Consider the following 17,669-nt stretch of genomic DNA (forward strand, 5'->3'; position numbering starts at 1 on the left):
GCGGCGCTCACAGGCTGAGCAGATGAATCAGGCGCGCCGCCGCTTTGGCGGTGCGGTTGTCGATGTCGTGAGTCGGGTTGAGCTCGGCGAAGTCCACCAGTCGCAGCTTGCCGCTGCCCTTCAGGCGTTCGAGCAGCGGCTCCAGCAAAGCCAGCGGCACGCCACGCGCGGCCGGGGCGCTGACGCCCGGGGCCTCGCAGGCCGGCAGCACGTCTATATCGATGGTCAGGTACAGCGCGTCGCAGTCGGCGAGGAAGGCGTCAAGCTCGGCGGCGATGGCGTCCAGGCCGCCCTCGCGAATCTCGCGGTCCTCGCGCACCAGCACGTTCAGCTCGGCGGCGCGGGCGAACAGCGCGCGGGTGTTGCTGGCGCGGCTGACGCCCAGGCAGGCGTAGCGGAACGGCCAGCCACGGGCCTGGCACTGCTCGGCGATCTGCGCGAAGGGGGTGCCGGAGGACTGCACATGGGCCGGGTCGCGCAGGTCGAAGTGGGCGTCGAAATTGATGATGCCGATCTTCGGGGCGGTGTTACCGGAGAAATGCTCGGCCAGGCCGGACCAGCTGCCGAAGGCCACTTCGTGGCCGCCACCGAGCACCAGCGGCAGGTGGCCGGCATCCAGCAGCGCGCACACGCCACGCGCCAGACGCGCCTGGGCGGCGGCCAGATCGCCGTCCTCGCAGACCACGTCGCCGGCATCGTAGGCCGGTGCTTCGCGGTGCCAGGCCAGATTGGCCAGGGCCTTGCGCAGGGCCAGCGGGCCTTGCGCGGCGCCGACGCGGCCGTGGTTGCGGCGCACGCCTTCGTCGCAGGCGAAGCCGAGCAGGGCCAGGCCCGGCTCGCAGGCTTCGGCCAGTGGCTGGATGCGCTGGTGCCAGCGCGGGCTGTCCGGCTCGGGGTCGGTGCGCCCGGTCCAGACATCGAGGGAGATGCGATCAGCGAGCATGGGTGATGACTCCGTTGAAGATGCGCTGGCGCAGGCGCCCGGCCTGCACCGCGTAGGCCAGCTCGGCCGGCTGGCGGATGTCCCACAGGCACAGATCGGCCGGGGCGCCGACCGCGATCCGCCCCAGCTCCGGACGGCCGAGGGCACGGGCGGCGTGGGCGGTCATGCCGCTCAGTGCTTCGCGCGGGGTCAGACGGAACAGGGTGCAGGCCAGGTTGGCCATCAGGCTGGGCATGCAGATCGGCGAGGTACCGGGGTTGGCGTCGCTGGCCACGGCCATCGGCACCTGGTACTGGCGCAGCAGCTCGATCGGCGGCAGCTGGGTCTCGCGCAGCACGTGAAAGGCGCCGGGCAGCAGCACGGCGACGCTGCCGGCCTCGGCCATGGCGCGCACGCCGGCCTCGTCGAGGTACTCGATGTGGTCGGCCGACAGCGCGCCGTACTTCGCCGCCAGGGCGCTGCCACCGAGGTTGGACAGTTGCTCGGCATGCGCCTTGATCGCCAGGCCGTGGGCCTTGGCCGCCTGGAAGATGCGTTCGCACTGCGCCGGGGAGAAACCGATGCCTTCGCAGAACACATCCACCGCATCGGCCAGCCTAGCCTCGGCGGCCGCCGGGATCATCTCGTCGCAGACCAGGCTCACGTAGTCGTCGGCGCGGCCGGCGTACTCCGGCGGCAGCGCGTGGGCGCCGAGCAGGGTAGTGGTGACACGCACCGGGCGCAGCTCGCCGAGGCGGCGGGCGACGCGCAGCATCTTCAGTTCGTCGACCAGGGTCAGGCCGTAACCGGACTTGATCTCCAGCGTGGTCACGCCATCGGCCAGCAGCGCGTCGAGGCGCGGCAGGCTGGCGGCGATCAGCTCGTCCTCGCTGGCGGCGCGGGTGGCGCGCACGCTGCTGAGGATGCCGCCGCCGGCCTTGGCGATCTGCTCGTAGCTCACCCCTTCCAGGCGCTGCTCGAATTCATGGGCGCGGTCGCCGGCGTACACCAGGTGGGTGTGGCAGTCGACCAGGCCGGGGGTCATCACCCCGCCGCGGCCGGCTTCCTCGGCACCGGCGGCCAACGCCGGGTCGAACTCGCGCTCGGGCCACAGGCCGGCGATGCGCTCGCCCTCGACCAGCATGACCATGGGTTCGGGCGACTGGGCCAGACCATCGAAGAGACTGAGGTCGCGCCAGAGGCGGCGCACCGGGTTAGCCAGGGGCATTGGACTGTCCTCGCGTTTCAATGTATATACATTTAGAACCAATCGCCGCAGCCGTCAAGCCCCTCAAAAGGCATGGAATCCCCCAAGCAACCCAGGAAATGGCGATAAGCCCAGAGAGTACGAGGCTTATGGCTATTTCGACGCCATAACGATATGTATATACATTTGATCGAGAAGCGAACCAGATGACGCTACGCAGACTGGATATCCGCCAGGCGCCGCCCCGGCCCTGGAAGAATGGCGCGGGCATCACCCGCGAGTTGGCCGTGGCACCCGCCGGGGCCGGCCTCGACGACTTCGCCTGGCGCATCAGCTGCGCCCAGGTCGATGCCGGCGGGCCCTTCTCGCGCTTCGCCGGCGTCGATCGCAGCCTGGCGGTGCTCGAGGGCCACGGCCTGCGGTTGCGCCTGGCCGGCCGCGAGCATCGGCTGGGCGCCTGCCAGCCGCCCCTGGCGTTCGCCGGCGAGGACGAGGCCAGCGCCGAGCTGCTGGACGGCCCGGTCGGCGACCTCAACGTGATGACCCGCCGCGACGCCTGGCGCCACCGCTTGCAGCACCTGCACCTGTGCGGCACGCAGAGGCCGGAACTGATCGCCGATCTGCTGTTCATCTACTGCCGGCACGGCGACCTGCAGCTGCGCTGGCCCGAGCGCACGCTGGAAATCGGCCCGGGACAGGGGCTGCTGCTGGAGGACGAGCCGCCGCCCGAGGCGCTGCACAGCGCCAGCGGCGCCTGCCTGTATATCGCCTGCCTCCAGCGCCTGGCCTGAAGCGCTGCCTGCGCGGCCGTCTATGCTCTGTGCGGGTGGCACGCTCAGCCGCCACAGGCATATCGGCAACAGCAGCGCTCCGCCCACGGAGCGACAGGGAGGACGACATGGGCTGCCCGCAGGTCTGTTCCGGCGCCACGCTGCAATGCAGCTTCGGCGCCGCCCCGGCGATGTTCAACGTGCTACCGGTCAACCGCACCCTGGTGGGCGGCATGCCGGCGGCCAACATCATGGATTACATCCCGCTGGTGAACGTCACCACTTTCGGCATGTGCAGCAGCCTGGCCAACCCCACGGTCACCGCCGCCACCGCCGCGGCCCTCGGCGTGCTGACGCCGATGCCCTGCATCCCCGCCACCGCCAGTCCCTGGATACCCGGCGCGCCCACGGTGCTGCTCGGCAACATGCCGGCGCTGGATGCCAACAGCACGCTGATGTGCACCTGGGCCGGGGTGATCAAGATCACCTACCCCGGCCAGGTGCAGATGCTGATCCCCTGATCGGCCCTACTGCTCCGGCGCCTGGGTCAGGCGCTGCCACCACCAGGCCAACCACGAGATCGGCTTGCCCTGCTCGTTCAGCGGGCGGCCATTGCTGGCGAAACTGCGCTCCGCCTCGGCGCCCTGCCCCTGCTGGAACAGCTGGCGCCAGGCCAGTTGCCCGCCCGGGTGAAAGCGCTGCTGCAGGCCGTGCAGGCGGCCGGCGTGATAGCGCTGCAACTCCGCCAGACCGCCGTCGGCGAAGAAGGTCTTGACCTCGCCGTGCAGCAGTCCGCCCCGGTAGTTGGCCTGGCGCTGCACCCAGCCCTCGGCCGTGTGGAAGGTGGCGGGCCCGTGCAGCTTGCCATCCTGGTAGTGCATGCGGGCGGCGACGGCGCCATTGGCATGCAGCAGCACGAAGGGCCCATGCAGAATGCCCTGGCGGTAGCTGAGGCTGGCCAGCGGGCGCTCCTGCTCGTCGATGCGCAGCACACCGTCCAGCGCACCATCGCGCAGGGTGCCGCTGAGCTGCCGCTCGTCGCGGCGCAGATCGACTCTGCCGCTGCGCCCGCTCATGCCGATCTGCGCCCCGCGTGGAAGGTCTCGCCCATTCAGTTCACCTGGATCAGGCCGCCCTTGATGGTCAGCATGCCGCCACCGTCCACCGTCTGCTCGGCGCTGGCCTTGTTGGTCAGGCTGATGCCGGCATCGTTGGTCAGGGTGGTGCCGGCCTTGTTGTCCAGCGAGGTGCCGGCCTGGTTGGTAAGGGAGGTACCGGCCTTGTCGGTCAGGGCCATGCCGGCCTGGGTGGTGAGATTCTGCTCGCTCTTGGCGGTGAAGTCGCCCGTGCTCTGCAGGGTCAGGGTGCCGCTGACCTTGATGGTCAGGTTGCCGTCTACGGTCAGCTCGTAGTTGCCAGTGACCTTGTGCGTGTAGTTGCCGCCGGTGCTGTGGCTCTGATCGCTGCCGACCTTGACCGTGCGCGTGTCCTTCACGTCCAGGCTGTCGCTGCCGGTCTGGATGGTCACGCTGCGCTTGCCCTTCTCCAGGGTGACGGTCTCGTCGCCCTCCTTCACCGTACGGGTGCGCGCGTTCTGCACGGTGAGCGTCTCGTCGTGGCCGACGGTGGCGGTGGTGTCGTTGAGCACCTTGATGCTGAGGTCCTTCTGCGCCTGCAGGAAGACTTCCTCGCTGTCCTTCTTGTCCTCGAAGCGCAGCTCGTTGAAACCGCCGCCGCCCTTGCTGGAGTTGGTCTTGATCCCGGACTGGGTCTGATTGGCCGGCAGCGCATAGGGCAGCGTGTTGTCGCCGTTGTACACGCAGCCGGTGACCAGCGGGCGGTCCGGATCACCGTCGATGAAGGTGACTATCACCTCCTGGCCGATGCGCGGAATGAACTGCATGCCGAAGCCCTTGCCGCTCCAGGGCAGCACCACGCGCACCCAGCAGGACGACGACTCGTCGTTCTGGCCGTCGCGATCCCAGGGGAACTGGATCTTGATCCGCCCGTACTGGTCGGTCCAGATCTCCTCGCCGCTCTTGCCGACGACGATGGCCGTCTGGCTGTGCATGCGCGGCTTGGGCGTGGTGCGCGGCGGACGGTAGTTGATGCTCTTGGGAATCGCCTCGAAACGGTTGCGATAGTGCTGGTGGCTGGCGTCGTGGCTGACCCGGGTCACCACCCACTCGATATTGGCCGCGTCGTCGTCATGGCCGCTGAGGGTGAAGCTGTGCCCCGGCACCAGCCAGCGGCAATCGCTCTCGCCGATGAAACGCTGCTCCTCGCTGCGCAGCGCATCCACGCGCAGCTTGCCGAGGGCATCGCCGCGCGCCTTGGCGGTATAACCGCCGGGGTGTTCGTAGACCATGCGCGGCCCAGCCACCGCCTGGGCCTGGCCGTAGAGCGAGGTGGTCGGGGTGGTGAACTCGTAATCGGTGGCGCGGTAGGTGCCGGACACCGCCTGCCGGCACAGCTGTCCCGAGCGGATGCCGTGCAGTTCGCGCACGCCCATCTGCTGGCCCAGATAGGGGATGGTGGTGGCGTTCGGGCAGGGTGGAAAGGCGTCGTTGCTGTCGCCCAGCACCAGCGTGTGCTTGCCCGCCTCATGAGTGAAGAACCAGAAGATGCCCTCCTCTTCCAGCAGCCGGCAGACGAAGGCGAAATCGCTTTCGCCGTACTGCACGCAGTACTCGCGCGGGCTGTAGCTGCCGCTCAGCTTGAGCTGGTAATCGCTGAAGCCGTGCTCGTCGAAGATGGCGGTGACTATCTCGCTGGTCTTCTTGTTCTGGAACACCCGGTTGTTGCTGGCCAGGGTCAGCCACCACAGCCAGGGGCGCAGCAGCAGCTGGTAGCGCTCGGCACTGGCATCGCCGGGCAACTGGCGGATTTCTGCACATAAGGCATCCAGCGGGCGCTGCTGGTCATCGTTGTGCAGGGCGGCGGTCAGGTGCGTGGCCACGGCGCTGCTCAGGGTTAGGGCGGTGGCGCTGTAGCCATTTAGGGTCAGGCTGCCCAGCTCGTTCAGCCCCTCTTCGCCAGAGAGGTTTTCCGGAAAGAGATCCGCTACCGCCGAGGCGGTAAGGGACAGGCTTGTGGTGGTGTCGGTGGGGCGGGACATGAGCACTCCGTGTCCGGAAGGTTAACGATGAGATTTCCAGACAGGACTCCGACAGCATGTAGCGCCCTGCGCTCAGCAATTTACTAATGTGTACCCGGCAATCGTATACAGATTGGTATTGGCGACCACCTGCTGCTGCGGGCGCTGGCGATAATTTCGCCCCGCCATATAGCGCATGATCTGTAGACGACCGCTGTCGACATCGAACATCACGTCTACACCTTGTGCACAACTCAGCGATAGGAACTCGACTCGGTTAGCCCATGGAAAGTTGATGTAATCGGCCCATCCCATCTCCATGTTCCCATCACCGACATTACCGAAAATCGCGGCACGCTGAACTACGGCCCCATTCAATTGCTGGATCAAGCTTTGAAAAGCGTTTCGGTGAGACTGCGGAGAGTAGTCACTCTGGTAGAAGCCGTTGATATGACCAGCAAATACTGTGTTACCTGGCAGCTGACAGATAACGCCGAGACAGGAGTCCACATGGGGAAATATAAGATGATGACCAAACCCTCTGCGAACAGTAAATTTCCAGTCATAATAATCCTGACTGATGCTTTCATGCTCCGGCTCTACGCAATAAAAAAACACTCCCCACCTCACAATCCAAACATCGTGGAGCACTGAAAAATAGCACCCATATTATCAATATCTACTAACGAACAGCCCCGTCCTGAACCGCTGCAACAACAGACCATTTGCATCCAGTTCGTACATGCCGTTCAAATTGCGCTGCCTCAGTGGATATGGATCATATATTTCATAGCGAATGGCATTAGTCTGGGAATCTATCACTACATTGGTCGCCACTAGGGAGTGGCTCATGGTTGGCGGATTATTAGGTGGCTGCGAGGTGGACAAATACATTCCGCTATTGAATGTACTAATAAGTGAACGCGCCACTCTTGGATCTATCAGTTGAGCGGCCTGGTAGCGAGCAGGAATGACGAAAAGCCCCCAGTGCTGAAAGATCTCTCTGGCGGCCCTCTCCTCCAATGCCGGCTGCAGGCCATCTATACCTTTTCTCCTGTACGCCTCACAAATCGCCAATAGCTTTTCATCGACACTTTCTATCGACTCAAGTCTCTGGTTTCTCAGCGTGTTAACAATCGTAGCGATGGCACCTCTGGTGCAAGCCTCTGAGCCTGGCTCCTGCGTTACCATAAATTCACGGCTGGTCGATATCCAACGCCGCCCACTTCTGGGATGGAATGATCTGAATCCCACCACTCTTCTAAGCATCTAGACCTCCTTATCACTTACAATACGACGAGAAATCATGCCTTCGATTTAGCACGCGCACACGAACATGAGTGAGAAAAGTCTGACCCAGCCTTTCAAACACAGGGCCAGACAGATGACCACTTACAAACACGTGAACTGGTTGAGGAAAGGGGACACCCATTAGCCGGAAGGCCGTGAAAAAGGTCAGGGTTGACTGGCTGTCCATGTGCTGCGCGTTCCAGACCATGATCTTCAGTGGCATGCTGTTTCATCCCCTCTCTATGGAATTGCGCCCCGATATCGTCCCGGCGCTGTCGTCCCGATCAGCAAGAGCTGCGTTTATACATGCTCTATTTGCACACGCTCGAGGATGAAGGCTCGCAGTGCCTGGCGGCTCTCTTTGGGAATCACGCAGGTGAACTCTGCACCTTTCCAGTACATGAATTCCTTGGCGGGTGACTTGGCATAAACATCCGTTGTCCCATTCAGGTTCGCCTGCCAGATATCTATCGCAGTACCCAGCCCAGACTTGATCTCGCCAATGCTACTGCCCACGCATACGAAATAATGGTCGTACTTGGCATTGCCCATGATGGCCAGTTCGTAGTTGTCGAAGTATTCATCCTGCGTCAGGGTGAATACCGCCGCGCCGGCACAGCTGAAACACCGTCCCTTCTTGGATACATGCACCATGCGACCGAGTTCTATCCAGTAGGCGGGTATCTGCAGGGATTTGCCCTTGATGCCCAGTTGTATTTGCACCACCCCGGCCGCAGAGGCTTTTTGCTGATTGGTGACGAAGTCATCCGACGTATGTTCGTAGCGGCCATGTTTGCCGGTGGGTATGTCGGTGATCTTGATGTTCTTCCAGGCATCCTGGTGGCGGAGTATCTGCAAGGGGAGTTTCGAGGGGCTGGACGTCACCACAGGCGTGGACCGGACCTGGACACTGGACTGCGTGGGTGCCTGCCGGCGCACTGGCCTGGTCTCCCGAACCACGACTGGCTTCAGCTGTGGTGGGTCGGCCGATTTCAAGTGGTCGGTGAGCTGCGTGTAGAGCGCCGATGAGGTCTTGAGCGGGGAGAATGACCGCACGTAGGTGAACTCCACATCGCTCGCGCCCAGAAACCAGTCCACGGCTTTGCACAACTCATCGTCGTAGGGACTGTCTGTCATCAGTCGGCGGAGGATCATCGCAGCAGAGCGGCTCTCTTCACTCTTGTTCCAGTGAAACCAGATGCCATCCCATGCCGTTAGTGCATTTTCTATGGCGACTCGGTATTTCATATGTGCATGCTCCTTACTCCAACACCCACTCCGCCAACTTCCCCGCCACTTCCGCCATCAATACATTCTCGATATCCCGCACGCCCGCCGAGCTGCACTTGGCCAATACCGCCTTGACGATGCCGGGATCGAAGTCGAAGGTCTTGCCGGTGGCGGCCTTGTAGCGACTTTGCAGCTTCTCCAACTTGCCCCTGACGATGTTTTCCAGGGTGGCGTCGTCGAGGTTGCGATAGGGCACCACGGTCATGCGGGCGAGGAAGGCCGGGCGGAAGTTGTGCAACAGCACTTGGCGCAGCTGGTCGCTGAAGACTTCGCCGCTCTGTTGCTCCGCCGGGGTGTCGAGAATCAGTTCGGCGCCGACGTTGCTGGTGGCCAGCATCACGGTGTTCTTGAAGTCCACCACCAGGCCGGTGCCGTCCTCCATCAGGCCCTTGTCGAACACGTTGTAGAAGGCCTCCAGCACGTCCGGGTGAGCCTTCTCGATCTCGTCGAGCAGCACCACCGAATAGGGCCGGCGGCGCACCGCCTCGGTGAGCACGCCACCACTGCCGTAGCCGACATAGCCGGGCGGTGCCCCCTTGAGCTGGCTGACGGTATGCGCCTCCTGGTATTCGGAGAGGTTGATGCTGATCAGATTGCGCTCGCCGCCGTACAGGGAATCGGCCAGGGCGTAGGCGGTCTCGGTCTTGCCGACGCCGGTGGGGCCGAGCAGGAGGAACACGCCGACCGGCTTCTGCGGGTCGGTGAGGCCGGCGCGGTAGGCCTGGATGCGCTGGGCGATGGTGCCCAGCGCAGAATCCTGGCCCATCACCCGCTGCGCCATGCGCTGGCCGAGGGTGCGCACGGCATGGGCCTCGTCGGCGAGCATCTTGCCCACCGGGATGCCGGTCCAGCCGGCGATCACCGCGGCCACCGTCTTGGAGTCGACCTGCTCCGGCACCAGCGGATCGTCCTGACGGATGGCTTCCAGCCCCTGCTCCAGGCGCAGCAGTTCGGCGGCCAGATGATCGATGCGGCCGTCCAGCGCCTCGTCCGGCTGGCGGGCATCCGCGCTCTCGCTGAGTTCCAGCAGCTCGCGGCGCGCCTCCAACAGCTGGCGTACCGCCTCGCGCTCCTCGCCCCAGCGGGTTTCCAGCTCGCGGATGGCGACGACATTGCCCGCCGCCTCGCTCTCCAGCTCGCCGATGCGCGCGCCATGGTCGAGGCCGGTGGCCTGTTCGCGCCTGAGCCGGTCGAGTTCGTCCTGCACCGCGACCTGGCGGTGGCGCAGGCTCTCCAGCGGCGGCGGCACGTCGTGCTGGGCCAGAGCGACCCGGGCGCAGGCGGTATCCAGCACGCTGATGGCCTTGTCCGGCAGCTGGCGCCCGGAGATGTAGCGGTGCGACAGCTTGACCGCATCGTGGATGGCCGCGTCCAGCACCTGCACGCAGTGGTGCTGCTCCAGCTTGCTGGCCACCCCACGCAGCATGTCCACGGCGGTGGCCTCGTCCGGCTCCTCCACCTGCACCAGCTGGAAGCGTCGGGTCAGGGCCGGGTCCTTCTCGAAGTACTTCTTGTATTCCAGCCAGGTGGTGGCCGCCAGGGTACGCAGCTCGCCGCGGGCCAGAGCCGGTTTGAGCAGGTTGGCCGCGTCGCTGCCGCCCTCGGCGGCACCGGCGCCAACCAGGGTATGGGCCTCGTCGATAAACAGGATGATTGGCTGCGCGGAGCCGCGCACGCCATCGATCACCCCCTTGAGGCGCTGCTCGAACTCGCCCTTCACCCCGGCGCCGGCCTGCAGCAGGCCCAGGTCGAGTACCCGCACGCTCACATCCTTGAGCGGCGGCGGCACGTCGCCGGCGGCCACGCGCAGGGCCAGGCCCTCGACCACCGCAGTCTTGCCGACCCCCGGGGCGCCGACCAGGATCGGGTTGTTCTGCCGGCGGCGCAGGAGGATATCGATGCACTGACGGATCTCCCCGTCGCGCCCGACTATGGGGTCGATGCGGCCCTGGTGGGCCTCCTCGGTCAGGTCCTGGGTGTATTGCTCCAGCGCCGTCGGCTCGGTCTTGTCCGTGCCCGGCGTGGTGCGCGCCCGGCTTCCAGCCTCGCGGGAAGCGGCGGTCCACTCCTCCAGGTTGGCGCGCAGCGCGTCGCGGGGGATGCCCAGCAGCGACGAGGCGCTGTTGAGCAGCAGGGCGCGGCGTTCGTCGCGGTCGAGCAGGGCCAGCAACAGCAGGCCGGAGCGCACGCCGGGCAGGCTCTGCACGCTGGCCTGCAGCACGGCGTCTTCCAGCAGCCCCACGGTCTGGCCGGAGAGTGCAGGCGTGCGGGTGTTGCCGCCCTTGAACAGCTCCAGGGCCTGGTTGATCTCGACCGTCAGCGCATCGCGCTCCAGGCCGAAGCGCGGCAGCAGATGGGCCAGATCGCCGCCCTCGATCTCCAGCAGTTCGAGCAGCAGGTGCTCGACCTCGACATAGTGGTGGCCGCGCTGCATGCAGCGCTGGGCGGCGCGCTCCAGCGCGTGGCGGCAATCGCCATTGAGGCGGGCGACCAGGGTCGAGAGGTCCATCAGGCCACCTCGCTCAGGCGCGTATCGATATGCCGCAGCTGGGCTCTGGGCTGGCGCTCCAGCCAGCTGTTCCAGCCGGCCCGCGCCGGCTCGTCGCGGCTCAGCCGCAGCGCCGGCGTGTCGCTGACCAGCAGGCGCAGGAAGCAGTCCAGGTCCGGGCCGAAGTAGAAGGCGGCCAGCCCGGCCAGCTGGCGATGGGCCTCGCCACGCGGCAGAAAGCCCGGATAGCGCCGACCGTCCAGGGGGCCGAGGACGATGCGTACGCCGGCGTGTTCGTCCCAGATATGTTTGCCGGCCACCGCCGTGCGGCCCAGCTCGCCATTGGCCCCACGCCGGCCGAGGCGACTGAGGCCGGCCGCGGGAATCTTCTTCCAGGCGCCGTGGAACTGTTCGAGCCGCACCGGCACGCCGAAGTGGTGGCGCACTATGGTCTCGAAGCCGGCCAGCGAGCGGCGCTGGCCGGCGAACAGCCCGGCGCGGGCCAGGATCAGCGAATCCGGCAGCACCTGGCGGTGCTGCAGCGGCGGCAGCAGCAGGCCGGTCAGGGCGCGCAGCTGCTCCTGTACCGGGCTCTCCTGCGGCGGCACGAACCCCGTGGCGACGCGGTGCTTGCGCAGGACCCGATACAGCAGGGACAGCAGTCGATGCTGGAACAGGTCGAGAAACGCCGCCGGCCCGTGATCCTTCTGCCGCGCGCGCTGCTGCAACCATTCCTGATACGCATAGGGCAAGGGGCCGTCCGGACCGCCCAGGCCGAATACCGGGGTGCTGAGTACCGGCTGCTGGTCGCCGCTGCTGTCCAGGGCCGCCACCTGGCTGGCCGGGAACAGCGGCGTCAGCGGGCCGCGCAGGCGCACGGCCTCTCTGCGCGGGTCGACGCCCTGCCCCAGCGCAGTCGCGCCGGGCTGCCCGCGCTCGAGCAGCAGCAGCGCCTGCAGCAGCTCGAAGGCCTGCGGCTGCTGGCGCAGGCGCTCGCCTACAGGGACAGGGGTTCGCCGACCTGGGGCCGCCACGTCTTGATCTCCTTATCGCCGAGCAGCAGCACGGTGCGCACGAAACGGTTGGTGTTGGCGTAGAGCGCGAAGAAATGCGCCAGGACGCCGGAGAACAGCAGGGCGCTGGCCCCCACGAAATGCTCGGGGTCGAGGCCGATGCGCACTTCCAGGCCATTGCGCCAGCCGCGCCAGGCGTCCTGGCCGACCCGCTCGACCACGCGCAGGCTGTCCAGCTCGGCGATGCCCGCCACCTGGCGCCGGGCCGCCGGCTCGTCGCGCAGGTTGTGCAGGGTCAGCAGCTCCTGGAGTGCGGCCAGGGCCTGCTCACCCTCGACCAGCGACAGGTGATTGAGCGTCAGCTGCGAGACCAGCCGCCAGCGCGAGGCGCCGCCCAGCGCCGGCATCGACTGCGGATGCGGCGCGCGCAGCAGGCGCACCTGCAGCACCGGCCCCGGGCGCTCGAAGTCCAGCCGGGTATCGGCGGGAAGGCTTTCCGCCAGATGCCGATTGGTGCAGAGCAGCTCGGCGGTCAGGCTGAAGTCCGGCACGTCGACCTGCGGATCGAAGTGGGTGTCCACCAGGCTCAGCAGGATATCGCTGCCCCGCCGCGAGGGGTTGCGGCCGAACACCCGCCGCGCGTGCCAGTACAGGCGGGTATCGCCCACGCCGTGCTGGCACGCGTAATAGGGCATGATCCAGCGCGCCGTGCTGCCGCTGCCGGCGCGCAGATTGCGAATGCTGTGGATCTCGACGCTGTCCTCGCGGTGGCTGTCGGCGACCAGCCGATACTCGCTGCGGGTGCCGTCCGGGCGCAGCGGCTCGGAGGTGCGCGGGAACAGGTTGATCAGCGGCACGCAGCCCAGCGCGATGTCTTCGCGCTGCAGGCTGATGCGCCTGCCAGGCAGACGGTCGAAGAGGATATAGATGTCGAGCGAGTCGCCGGCCTCGACGGGGACATTCAGCGGCACATCGAAGAAGGCGAACTTCTCGGGACAGGCGAAATACTCGGCGAGCAGGCGCAGGCCCGGGTGGAGCCCATCCTCGTCCGGCAGCAGAGCCTCCTGCGCGGCGAAGCCGACCGGCTCCGGGCAGCCGGCGACGGACCGGGGCATGCTCTCGGGCACGCCGCAGAGGGTCTGCAGGACACTGCCGCAGAGCAGGTCGTAGAGCGCCGCGGCAGTGACCGGGGAACCCGCCAGATGGATGCGCAGGCGCTCGATCGGCAAAGCGCTCCACGGCTCCTCGGCGAGGCAGCGCAGGCTCAGACGCAGGGCCGAGCGGGCCACGGAGACACCGGTCAGCGCCTGGGTCTCCTCGGTGCCCAGCAGAGCCGCCTGGGTGATCTCCAGCGGCCACAGGGTGACCGGGGCGCAGGTGCGGAAATGCACGCTCTCGCCGCTGGCGGTGGTCACGAACAGGGGCGTGTCACGCGCCACGGGGTAGCCTTCGCTGAGGTTGCCCTTGCTCGGGTCCGGCTCGAAACGGGCGATGACGCAGGAGGGCAGCGGGCGCAGGGCCAGAGGGTAGAGCTGCTCCAGCAGCGCGTCGCTGAACTCGGCATAGCCGTCGTCGAGGCGCCGCTGCAGCCGCGCACAGAGCAGCGAGAAGCCTTCCAGCAGGCGCTCGACGTGCGGGTCCTGGCACTCCCCGGCGGACAGTTCCAGGCGGCTGGCGATCTTCGGGTAACGCGCGGCGAAGCCGGCCCCGGCCCTGCGCAGCCAGGTCAGCTCGCGCTGGTAGTAGTCCAGCAGCTCCTCATCAATCGACTCGCTCATGAGTCACCCTCAGCTCCTCGGCCATGTCCACGACGAAGGCCACCGGCCAGCGCCGGGTGTCGTCGCGCAGATGGCCGACCAGACGCACCCGCAGGCTGTGCCTGCGGCCGTCCAGGGGCTGCACGTCCAGGTCCTGCAGCTCCAAGCGCGGCTCGAACAGGGCGACGGCCGTGCGAATCTCCCGCGCGAGCCTCAGGCGGTCGTCGCTACGTTCGGCATACAGGGAGCTCCAGTCGGCGATGCCGTAGTCGATCACCGTGGCCGGCTGCAACCGGGGACGGGCGGAGCGGCGCGTGTTGAGCAGGCGGGACAGCTCGACGCGCACCGACTCGGCAAGCGCCTCGCGCCCGTACTCGCGCTCCTCCTCGAGCGCGGCCAGCCGCTCCAGCAGCGGCGGCCAGCTGACCGGGCGTGATGCGGCCACGGCTTACTTGACGACCTTGTTGGCGGCCAGGTCCCAGGTGGACGCGGCGGTGCCTTCCTTGGTGCCATCGTCCTTCTGCGCGGTCAGCTCCCACTTGATCTTGGTGAAGTTCATCGACAGCGTCTCCACCGGCTTGCCTCCGGCACCGCCGCTGACGCTGACGTTGGAAAGCACCACGTTGGACAGGGTGTAGATGATGAAGGGCAGGATCTTGCCGTCGCCCTCGGCGGCGTTGCGGCCGATGATGATCTTGGTCTCGGTGATGGGCTTACCGGCGCAGCAGTACTCGTTGAGGGTCGGCGTCGAGGTGTCGATGAACTTGGTGACGGTGAACTCGCCGAGGTGGGGCTTGCCCGAGGTGCGCTCGGAGTTGCTGACGTCGTTGGTCACCTGCATGGCCACGTTGTGGCTGTAGGACATCAGCTCGATCTTGTCGGCATAGCCCTCCAGCAGGCAGTCGCCTTTGATATCCGCGCCCAGGTCGAGAATGATCGCATCCATTGCTTGGAGCTCCTGATATTAGAAAGGGAGATTGAGCAACCGCCGGCTCGCGCCGGCGGCACAGGTCAGGCCGCGGCCGGCGGTGGCAGGCTGGCGACCAGGCGAATCGACGCGGTCAGCTCCTCCAGTTGGAAATGCGGCCGCAGGAACACCGTAGCGCGGTAGGCGCCGGGCTTGCCCGCCACCTCGCTGACATCCACCCGCGCCTCGCGCAACGGAAACTGCGCCTTGATCTCCTGGGGCGCGTTGTCGTTGATCAGCACGTAGTCGGCGATCCAGTTGTTGAGGTAGGTCTGCACGTTGTCGCGGGTCATGAAGCTGCCGATCTTGTCGCGCATGATCACCTTGAGGTAGTGCGCGAAGCGCGACGCCGCCAGCACGTAGGGCAACATCGCCGAGAGGCGCGCGTTGGCGTTGGCCTCGTTGGTGTTGTAGACCCGCGCCTTGTTGGTGGTCTGGCCGCCGAAGAACACCGCCAGGTCGCTGTTCTTCTTGTGGCAGAGGGCGATGAAGCCCAGCTCGTCGAGCTCCTTCTCGCGACGGTCGGTGATCGCCACCTCGGTCGGGCACTTCAGGGCCAGGTCGCCGGCACTGGTGGTGAAGGTATGCGCCGGCAGGCCCTCCACCGCGCCGCCGCCTTCCACGCCGCGAATCGCCGCGCACCAGCCGTAGCGGGCGAAGGCCTCGGTGATGCGCTGGGTCAGGGCCCAGGCGGCATTGCCCCAGAGATAGCGACTGTGGTCGGTACCGTTGACGTCCTCGACGTAGTTCATGCCCTCCACCGGCTTGGTATCGGGCCCGTAGGGCAGACGCAGCAGCACGTGCGGCAGCACCAGGGAGACGTAGCGCGAATCCTCGCTGGCCCGGAACGAGCGCCACTTGATCAGCTCCAGGCTCTCGAAGACCTTGGCCAGATCGCGGGGCACGGCCAGCTCGGTGAAGCTGCTCATGTCGAACAGGCGCGGGCTGGCCGCCGCGATGAAGGGCGCGTGGGCGGCCGCGGCGACGTTGGAGAGCTTCTCCAGCAGGGCCACATCCTGCGGATGGCGGCCGAACTCGTAGTCGCCCATCATCAGGCTGAACGGATGCCCGCCGAAGGTGCCGTACTCCTCCTCATAGATCTTCTTGAACAGCACGCTCTGGTCGAACTCTACGGCCTTCTCCAGGTCGCTGAGCAGCTCCTTCTGGCTCACGTTGAACAGCCGCAACTTGAGCCGCGAGCTGGTCTCACTGTTCATCACCAGAAAATGCAGGCCGCGCCAGGAGGCCTCCAGCTGCTGGACTTCGGGATTGTGCAGAATTTCGTTGAGCTGGGCACTGATCAGTTCGTCGATCTGGGCGATGCGCTCGTTGATCATCGCCACGGTGTCCTTGTCGACCACCATGCCTTCGTCGAGGACCTGGGTGGCGAACTCGGCCAGCATGTCGCGGGCATAGGCCTGCTGGCTGTCGTCGTGGGCCATGCGGCCCTCGGCGATGATGCGGTCAAGCAGGGAAAGGGTTGTGGATTGCGATGCCCCCTGGGCACCGCCTTTTGTCTCGGCCATGGCTGATCCTCCTCGATGGATGCGGAGCGCGCTGACGGGGGATTATTCGGGCTGTTCGGCCGGGGCATCCGGCTCTGCCGGGGTCTCCGCCTTGGCGGCTGCCGGGGCCGGCGCTGCACTTGCGGCGGGCGCCGCAGCCGGAGCGGCCTCTTCCGGGAACGAGGCCTTGATCTCCTTCAGCCCGTCCGTGTTGGCCACCACTTCCTGGAGCAGCTTGTCCAGATCGTCGTTACCGTCGAGCTTGGTGAGCAGGTCGCGCAGGCGCTGGCGTGCGTCGTACAGACGACGCAGGGGCGTGACCTGCTTGACGATGCTGACCGGGTCGAAGTCGTCGAACTGGGAGAACTTGAGCTCGACGTTGAGCTTGCTGCCGTCGCCGCTGATGGTGTTGTCCACCTGGACGGCCAGCCGGGGCGCTATGGAGGACAGCACCTCGTTGAAATTGTCGCGATCGATCTCGACGAAGCGGCGCTCGCCCATCTTGGGCAACGGGGTTTCGGGCTTGCCGGACAGATCGGCGAGGATGCCGACCACCAGGGGCAGCTCCTTCTTCTCGATGGCGTCGCCGATTTCGACGTCGTAGGTGATCTGGACACGAGGGGGACGTACGCGATCCAGCTTGTGCTGGGTACTCTCAGCCATGGTTCCATTCCTTACCCTGCAAACATTGACCATGCGCAATGCTTCGGGGGCTTCATCCCCATCGCGCTCCCTGCGGAACCTGTGCCGTACTGAACGAAGCGAGCGGTGCGATCCCTTCGTTCGTCCTATGGGCGAACTACCAGAGACGCTAGAACAGGTCTATAAAAATGCAAACTGAACGGATGACGGGCTCCATGAGACTTGGACGTTTCTCCCTCGCGGCGCAGGCCGCATGCCTCGCCCTGCTGCTGAGCGCCTGCTCGCACTTCTCGCAACCCTCGATCGAGCTGCGCACCCTCACGCTGGACGTGGCGCCCAGCGCCAATGCGGACACGCCCATCGCCGTCGACCTGGTGGCGATACAGGATCCCGACCTGCTCAAGTTGCTGCTGTCGCTGCCCGCCAAGCAGTGGTTCGACCAGCGCGAGCAGCTGCGCCGCGACTACCTGCAGGCCATCCGGGTGTGGAGCCTTGAGCTGGTGCCCGGCCAGTTCATGGAGGCGCGCGACCTGCCCATCACCGGCGACCCCGCGGTTGGACTTTTGGTGTATGCCGGCTATAACAATCCCGGTACCCACCGCCTGCGCCTGGATCAGCAACAGGCGGTGTGGCTGCGCTTCGAGAGCAAGAACATGCGCCTGCTGGACAACCCCACCCGCAAGTGATGGGCGCCGGCGGGCGCAGACCGCAGTCAAGGCTC

The 17,669-nt window shown here is 66.2% G+C and carries 17 protein-coding genes; 3 read left to right on the forward strand and 14 right to left on the reverse strand.

The features are described 5' to 3' along the window. Positions 1 to 7 precede the first annotated feature (7 nt). Together hutG and hutI are read right to left on the reverse strand one after the other, a co-directional pair. Positions 8 to 943 (reverse strand): formimidoylglutamase, encoded by a 936-nt coding sequence (gene hutG / locus AAFN46_RS19210; RefSeq protein WP_347810303.1) that lies wholly within the window; start codon positions 941 to 943, stop codon positions 8 to 10. Beyond that, positions 933 to 2,150, reverse strand: a complete 1,218-nt coding sequence (hutI, locus tag AAFN46_RS19215) for an imidazolonepropionase (protein WP_347810304.1) — start codon at positions 2,148 to 2,150, stop codon at positions 933 to 935. Before hutI ends, hutG begins: the two co-directional genes overlap by 11 nt. Positions 2,151 to 2,335: 185 nt before the next feature. Here hutI and AAFN46_RS19220 point away from each other — a divergent pair, with 185 nt between their 5' ends. Both AAFN46_RS19220 and AAFN46_RS19225 read left to right on the forward strand, forming a co-directional pair. Next, on the forward strand, positions 2,336 to 2,920 hold the full coding sequence (locus tag AAFN46_RS19220) for a HutD family protein (RefSeq protein ID WP_347810305.1): 585 nt from the start codon (positions 2,336 to 2,338) through the stop codon (positions 2,918 to 2,920). 107 nt (positions 2,921 to 3,027) lie between these two features. Continuing rightward, entirely contained in the window at positions 3,028 to 3,420 is a 393-nt protein-coding gene (locus tag AAFN46_RS19225) for a DUF4280 domain-containing protein (RefSeq protein ID WP_347810306.1), read from the forward strand. A gap of 6 nt (positions 3,421 to 3,426) precedes the next feature. Here the strand turns inward: AAFN46_RS19225 and AAFN46_RS19230 are convergent, their stop codons facing one another. The 12 genes from AAFN46_RS19230 to tssB all read right to left on the reverse strand — a co-directional run bounded on the left by AAFN46_RS19230 (position 3,427) and on the right by tssB (position 16,969). Continuing rightward, on the reverse strand, positions 3,427 to 3,975 hold the full coding sequence (locus AAFN46_RS19230; RefSeq protein WP_347810307.1) for a toxin-antitoxin system YwqK family antitoxin: 549 nt from the start codon (positions 3,973 to 3,975) through the stop codon (positions 3,427 to 3,429). Between the two features lie 35 nt (positions 3,976 to 4,010). Continuing rightward, positions 4,011 to 6,017: a type VI secretion system tip protein TssI/VgrG gene (gene tssI, locus AAFN46_RS19235; protein ID WP_347810308.1), complete on the reverse strand. Its 2,007-nt coding sequence runs from the start codon at positions 6,015 to 6,017 to the stop codon at positions 4,011 to 4,013. A gap of 72 nt (positions 6,018 to 6,089) precedes the next feature. Further along, on the reverse strand, positions 6,090 to 6,647 hold the full coding sequence (locus AAFN46_RS19240; protein WP_347810309.1) for a hypothetical protein: 558 nt from the start codon (positions 6,645 to 6,647) through the stop codon (positions 6,090 to 6,092). Between the two features lie 21 nt (positions 6,648 to 6,668). Further along, complete coding sequence (locus tag AAFN46_RS19245) at positions 6,669 to 7,265, reverse strand: hypothetical protein (protein ID WP_347810310.1); 597 nt, start codon at positions 7,263 to 7,265, stop codon at positions 6,669 to 6,671. 321 nt (positions 7,266 to 7,586) lie between these two features. Further along, the gene (locus AAFN46_RS19250; protein WP_347810311.1) at positions 7,587 to 8,534 is read right to left on the reverse strand and encodes a hypothetical protein; all 948 of its coding nucleotides are present in this window, start codon (positions 8,532 to 8,534) and stop codon (positions 7,587 to 7,589) included. A gap of 13 nt (positions 8,535 to 8,547) precedes the next feature. Next, entirely contained in the window at positions 8,548 to 11,085 is a 2,538-nt protein-coding gene (tssH, locus tag AAFN46_RS19255) for a type VI secretion system ATPase TssH (RefSeq protein ID WP_347810312.1), read from the reverse strand. Next, entirely contained in the window at positions 11,085 to 12,098 is a 1,014-nt protein-coding gene (gene tssG / locus AAFN46_RS19260; protein WP_347810313.1) for a type VI secretion system baseplate subunit TssG, read from the reverse strand. The genes tssH and tssG overlap by 1 nt, the downstream gene beginning before the upstream one ends. Further along, the gene (gene tssF, locus AAFN46_RS19265) at positions 12,062 to 13,855 is read right to left on the reverse strand and encodes a type VI secretion system baseplate subunit TssF (RefSeq protein ID WP_347810314.1); all 1,794 of its coding nucleotides are present in this window, start codon (positions 13,853 to 13,855) and stop codon (positions 12,062 to 12,064) included. The genes tssG and tssF overlap by 37 nt, the downstream gene beginning before the upstream one ends. Continuing rightward, entirely contained in the window at positions 13,839 to 14,279 is a 441-nt protein-coding gene (gene tssE / locus AAFN46_RS19270; protein ID WP_347810315.1) for a type VI secretion system baseplate subunit TssE, read from the reverse strand. The genes tssF and tssE overlap by 17 nt, the downstream gene beginning before the upstream one ends. Positions 14,280 to 14,282: 3 nt before the next feature. Next, a complete protein-coding gene (locus tag AAFN46_RS19275; RefSeq protein WP_347810316.1) occupies positions 14,283 to 14,780 on the reverse strand; it encodes an Hcp family type VI secretion system effector in 498 nt (165 codons plus the stop codon). A gap of 65 nt (positions 14,781 to 14,845) precedes the next feature. Continuing rightward, positions 14,846 to 16,327 (reverse strand): type VI secretion system contractile sheath large subunit, encoded by a 1,482-nt coding sequence (gene tssC / locus AAFN46_RS19280; protein ID WP_347810317.1) that lies wholly within the window; start codon positions 16,325 to 16,327, stop codon positions 14,846 to 14,848. A 42-nt stretch (positions 16,328 to 16,369) separates the two neighbouring features. Next, positions 16,370 to 16,969: a type VI secretion system contractile sheath small subunit gene (gene tssB / locus AAFN46_RS19285; RefSeq protein ID WP_347810318.1), complete on the reverse strand. Its 600-nt coding sequence runs from the start codon at positions 16,967 to 16,969 to the stop codon at positions 16,370 to 16,372. Positions 16,970 to 17,163: 194 nt separating this feature from the next. On the opposite strand from tssB, the gene AAFN46_RS19290 reads away from it, so the two are divergent. Further along, positions 17,164 to 17,634, forward strand: coding sequence for a type VI secretion protein (locus AAFN46_RS19290; RefSeq protein WP_347810319.1), 471 nt, complete (start codon positions 17,164 to 17,166; stop codon positions 17,632 to 17,634). Positions 17,635 to 17,669 lie beyond the last annotated feature (35 nt).

The organism is Pseudomonas sp. CAU 1711 (assembly GCF_039888625.1).
Classification (GTDB): Bacteria; Pseudomonadota; Gammaproteobacteria; order Pseudomonadales; family Pseudomonadaceae; genus Aquipseudomonas.

Bases quoted from the DNA above. Each gene is read 5' to 3' on its own strand.
- AAFN46_RS19245 (WP_347810310.1), bottom strand. From the start codon at position 7,265: ATGCTTAGAAGAGTGGTGGGATTCAGATCATTCCATCCCAGAAGTGGG.
- AAFN46_RS19250 (WP_347810311.1), bottom strand. From the start codon at position 8,534: ATGAAATACCGAGTCGCCATAGAAAATGCACTAACGGCATGGGATGGC.
- tssI (WP_347810308.1), bottom strand. From the start codon at position 6,017: ATGTCCCGCCCCACCGACACCACCACAAGCCTGTCCCTTACCGCCTCG.
- AAFN46_RS19225 (WP_347810306.1), top strand. From the start codon at position 3,028: ATGGGCTGCCCGCAGGTCTGTTCCGGCGCCACGCTGCAATGCAGCTTC.
- AAFN46_RS19220 (WP_347810305.1), top strand. From the start codon at position 2,336: ATGACGCTACGCAGACTGGATATCCGCCAGGCGCCGCCCCGGCCCTGG.
- AAFN46_RS19275 (WP_347810316.1), bottom strand. From the start codon at position 14,780: ATGGATGCGATCATTCTCGACCTGGGCGCGGATATCAAAGGCGACTGC.
- hutI (WP_347810304.1), bottom strand. From the start codon at position 2,150: ATGCCCCTGGCTAACCCGGTGCGCCGCCTCTGGCGCGACCTCAGTCTC.
- tssF (WP_347810314.1), bottom strand. From the start codon at position 13,855: ATGAGCGAGTCGATTGATGAGGAGCTGCTGGACTACTACCAGCGCGAG.
- hutG (WP_347810303.1), bottom strand. From the start codon at position 943: ATGCTCGCTGATCGCATCTCCCTCGATGTCTGGACCGGGCGCACCGAC.
- AAFN46_RS19290 (WP_347810319.1), top strand. From the start codon at position 17,164: ATGAGACTTGGACGTTTCTCCCTCGCGGCGCAGGCCGCATGCCTCGCC.
- AAFN46_RS19230 (WP_347810307.1), bottom strand. From the start codon at position 3,975: ATGAGCGGGCGCAGCGGCAGAGTCGATCTGCGCCGCGACGAGCGGCAG.
- tssH (WP_347810312.1), bottom strand. From the start codon at position 11,085: ATGGACCTCTCGACCCTGGTCGCCCGCCTCAATGGCGATTGCCGCCAC.
- tssB (WP_347810318.1), bottom strand. From the start codon at position 16,969: ATGGCTGAGAGTACCCAGCACAAGCTGGATCGCGTACGTCCCCCTCGT.
- tssC (WP_347810317.1), bottom strand. From the start codon at position 16,327: ATGGCCGAGACAAAAGGCGGTGCCCAGGGGGCATCGCAATCCACAACC.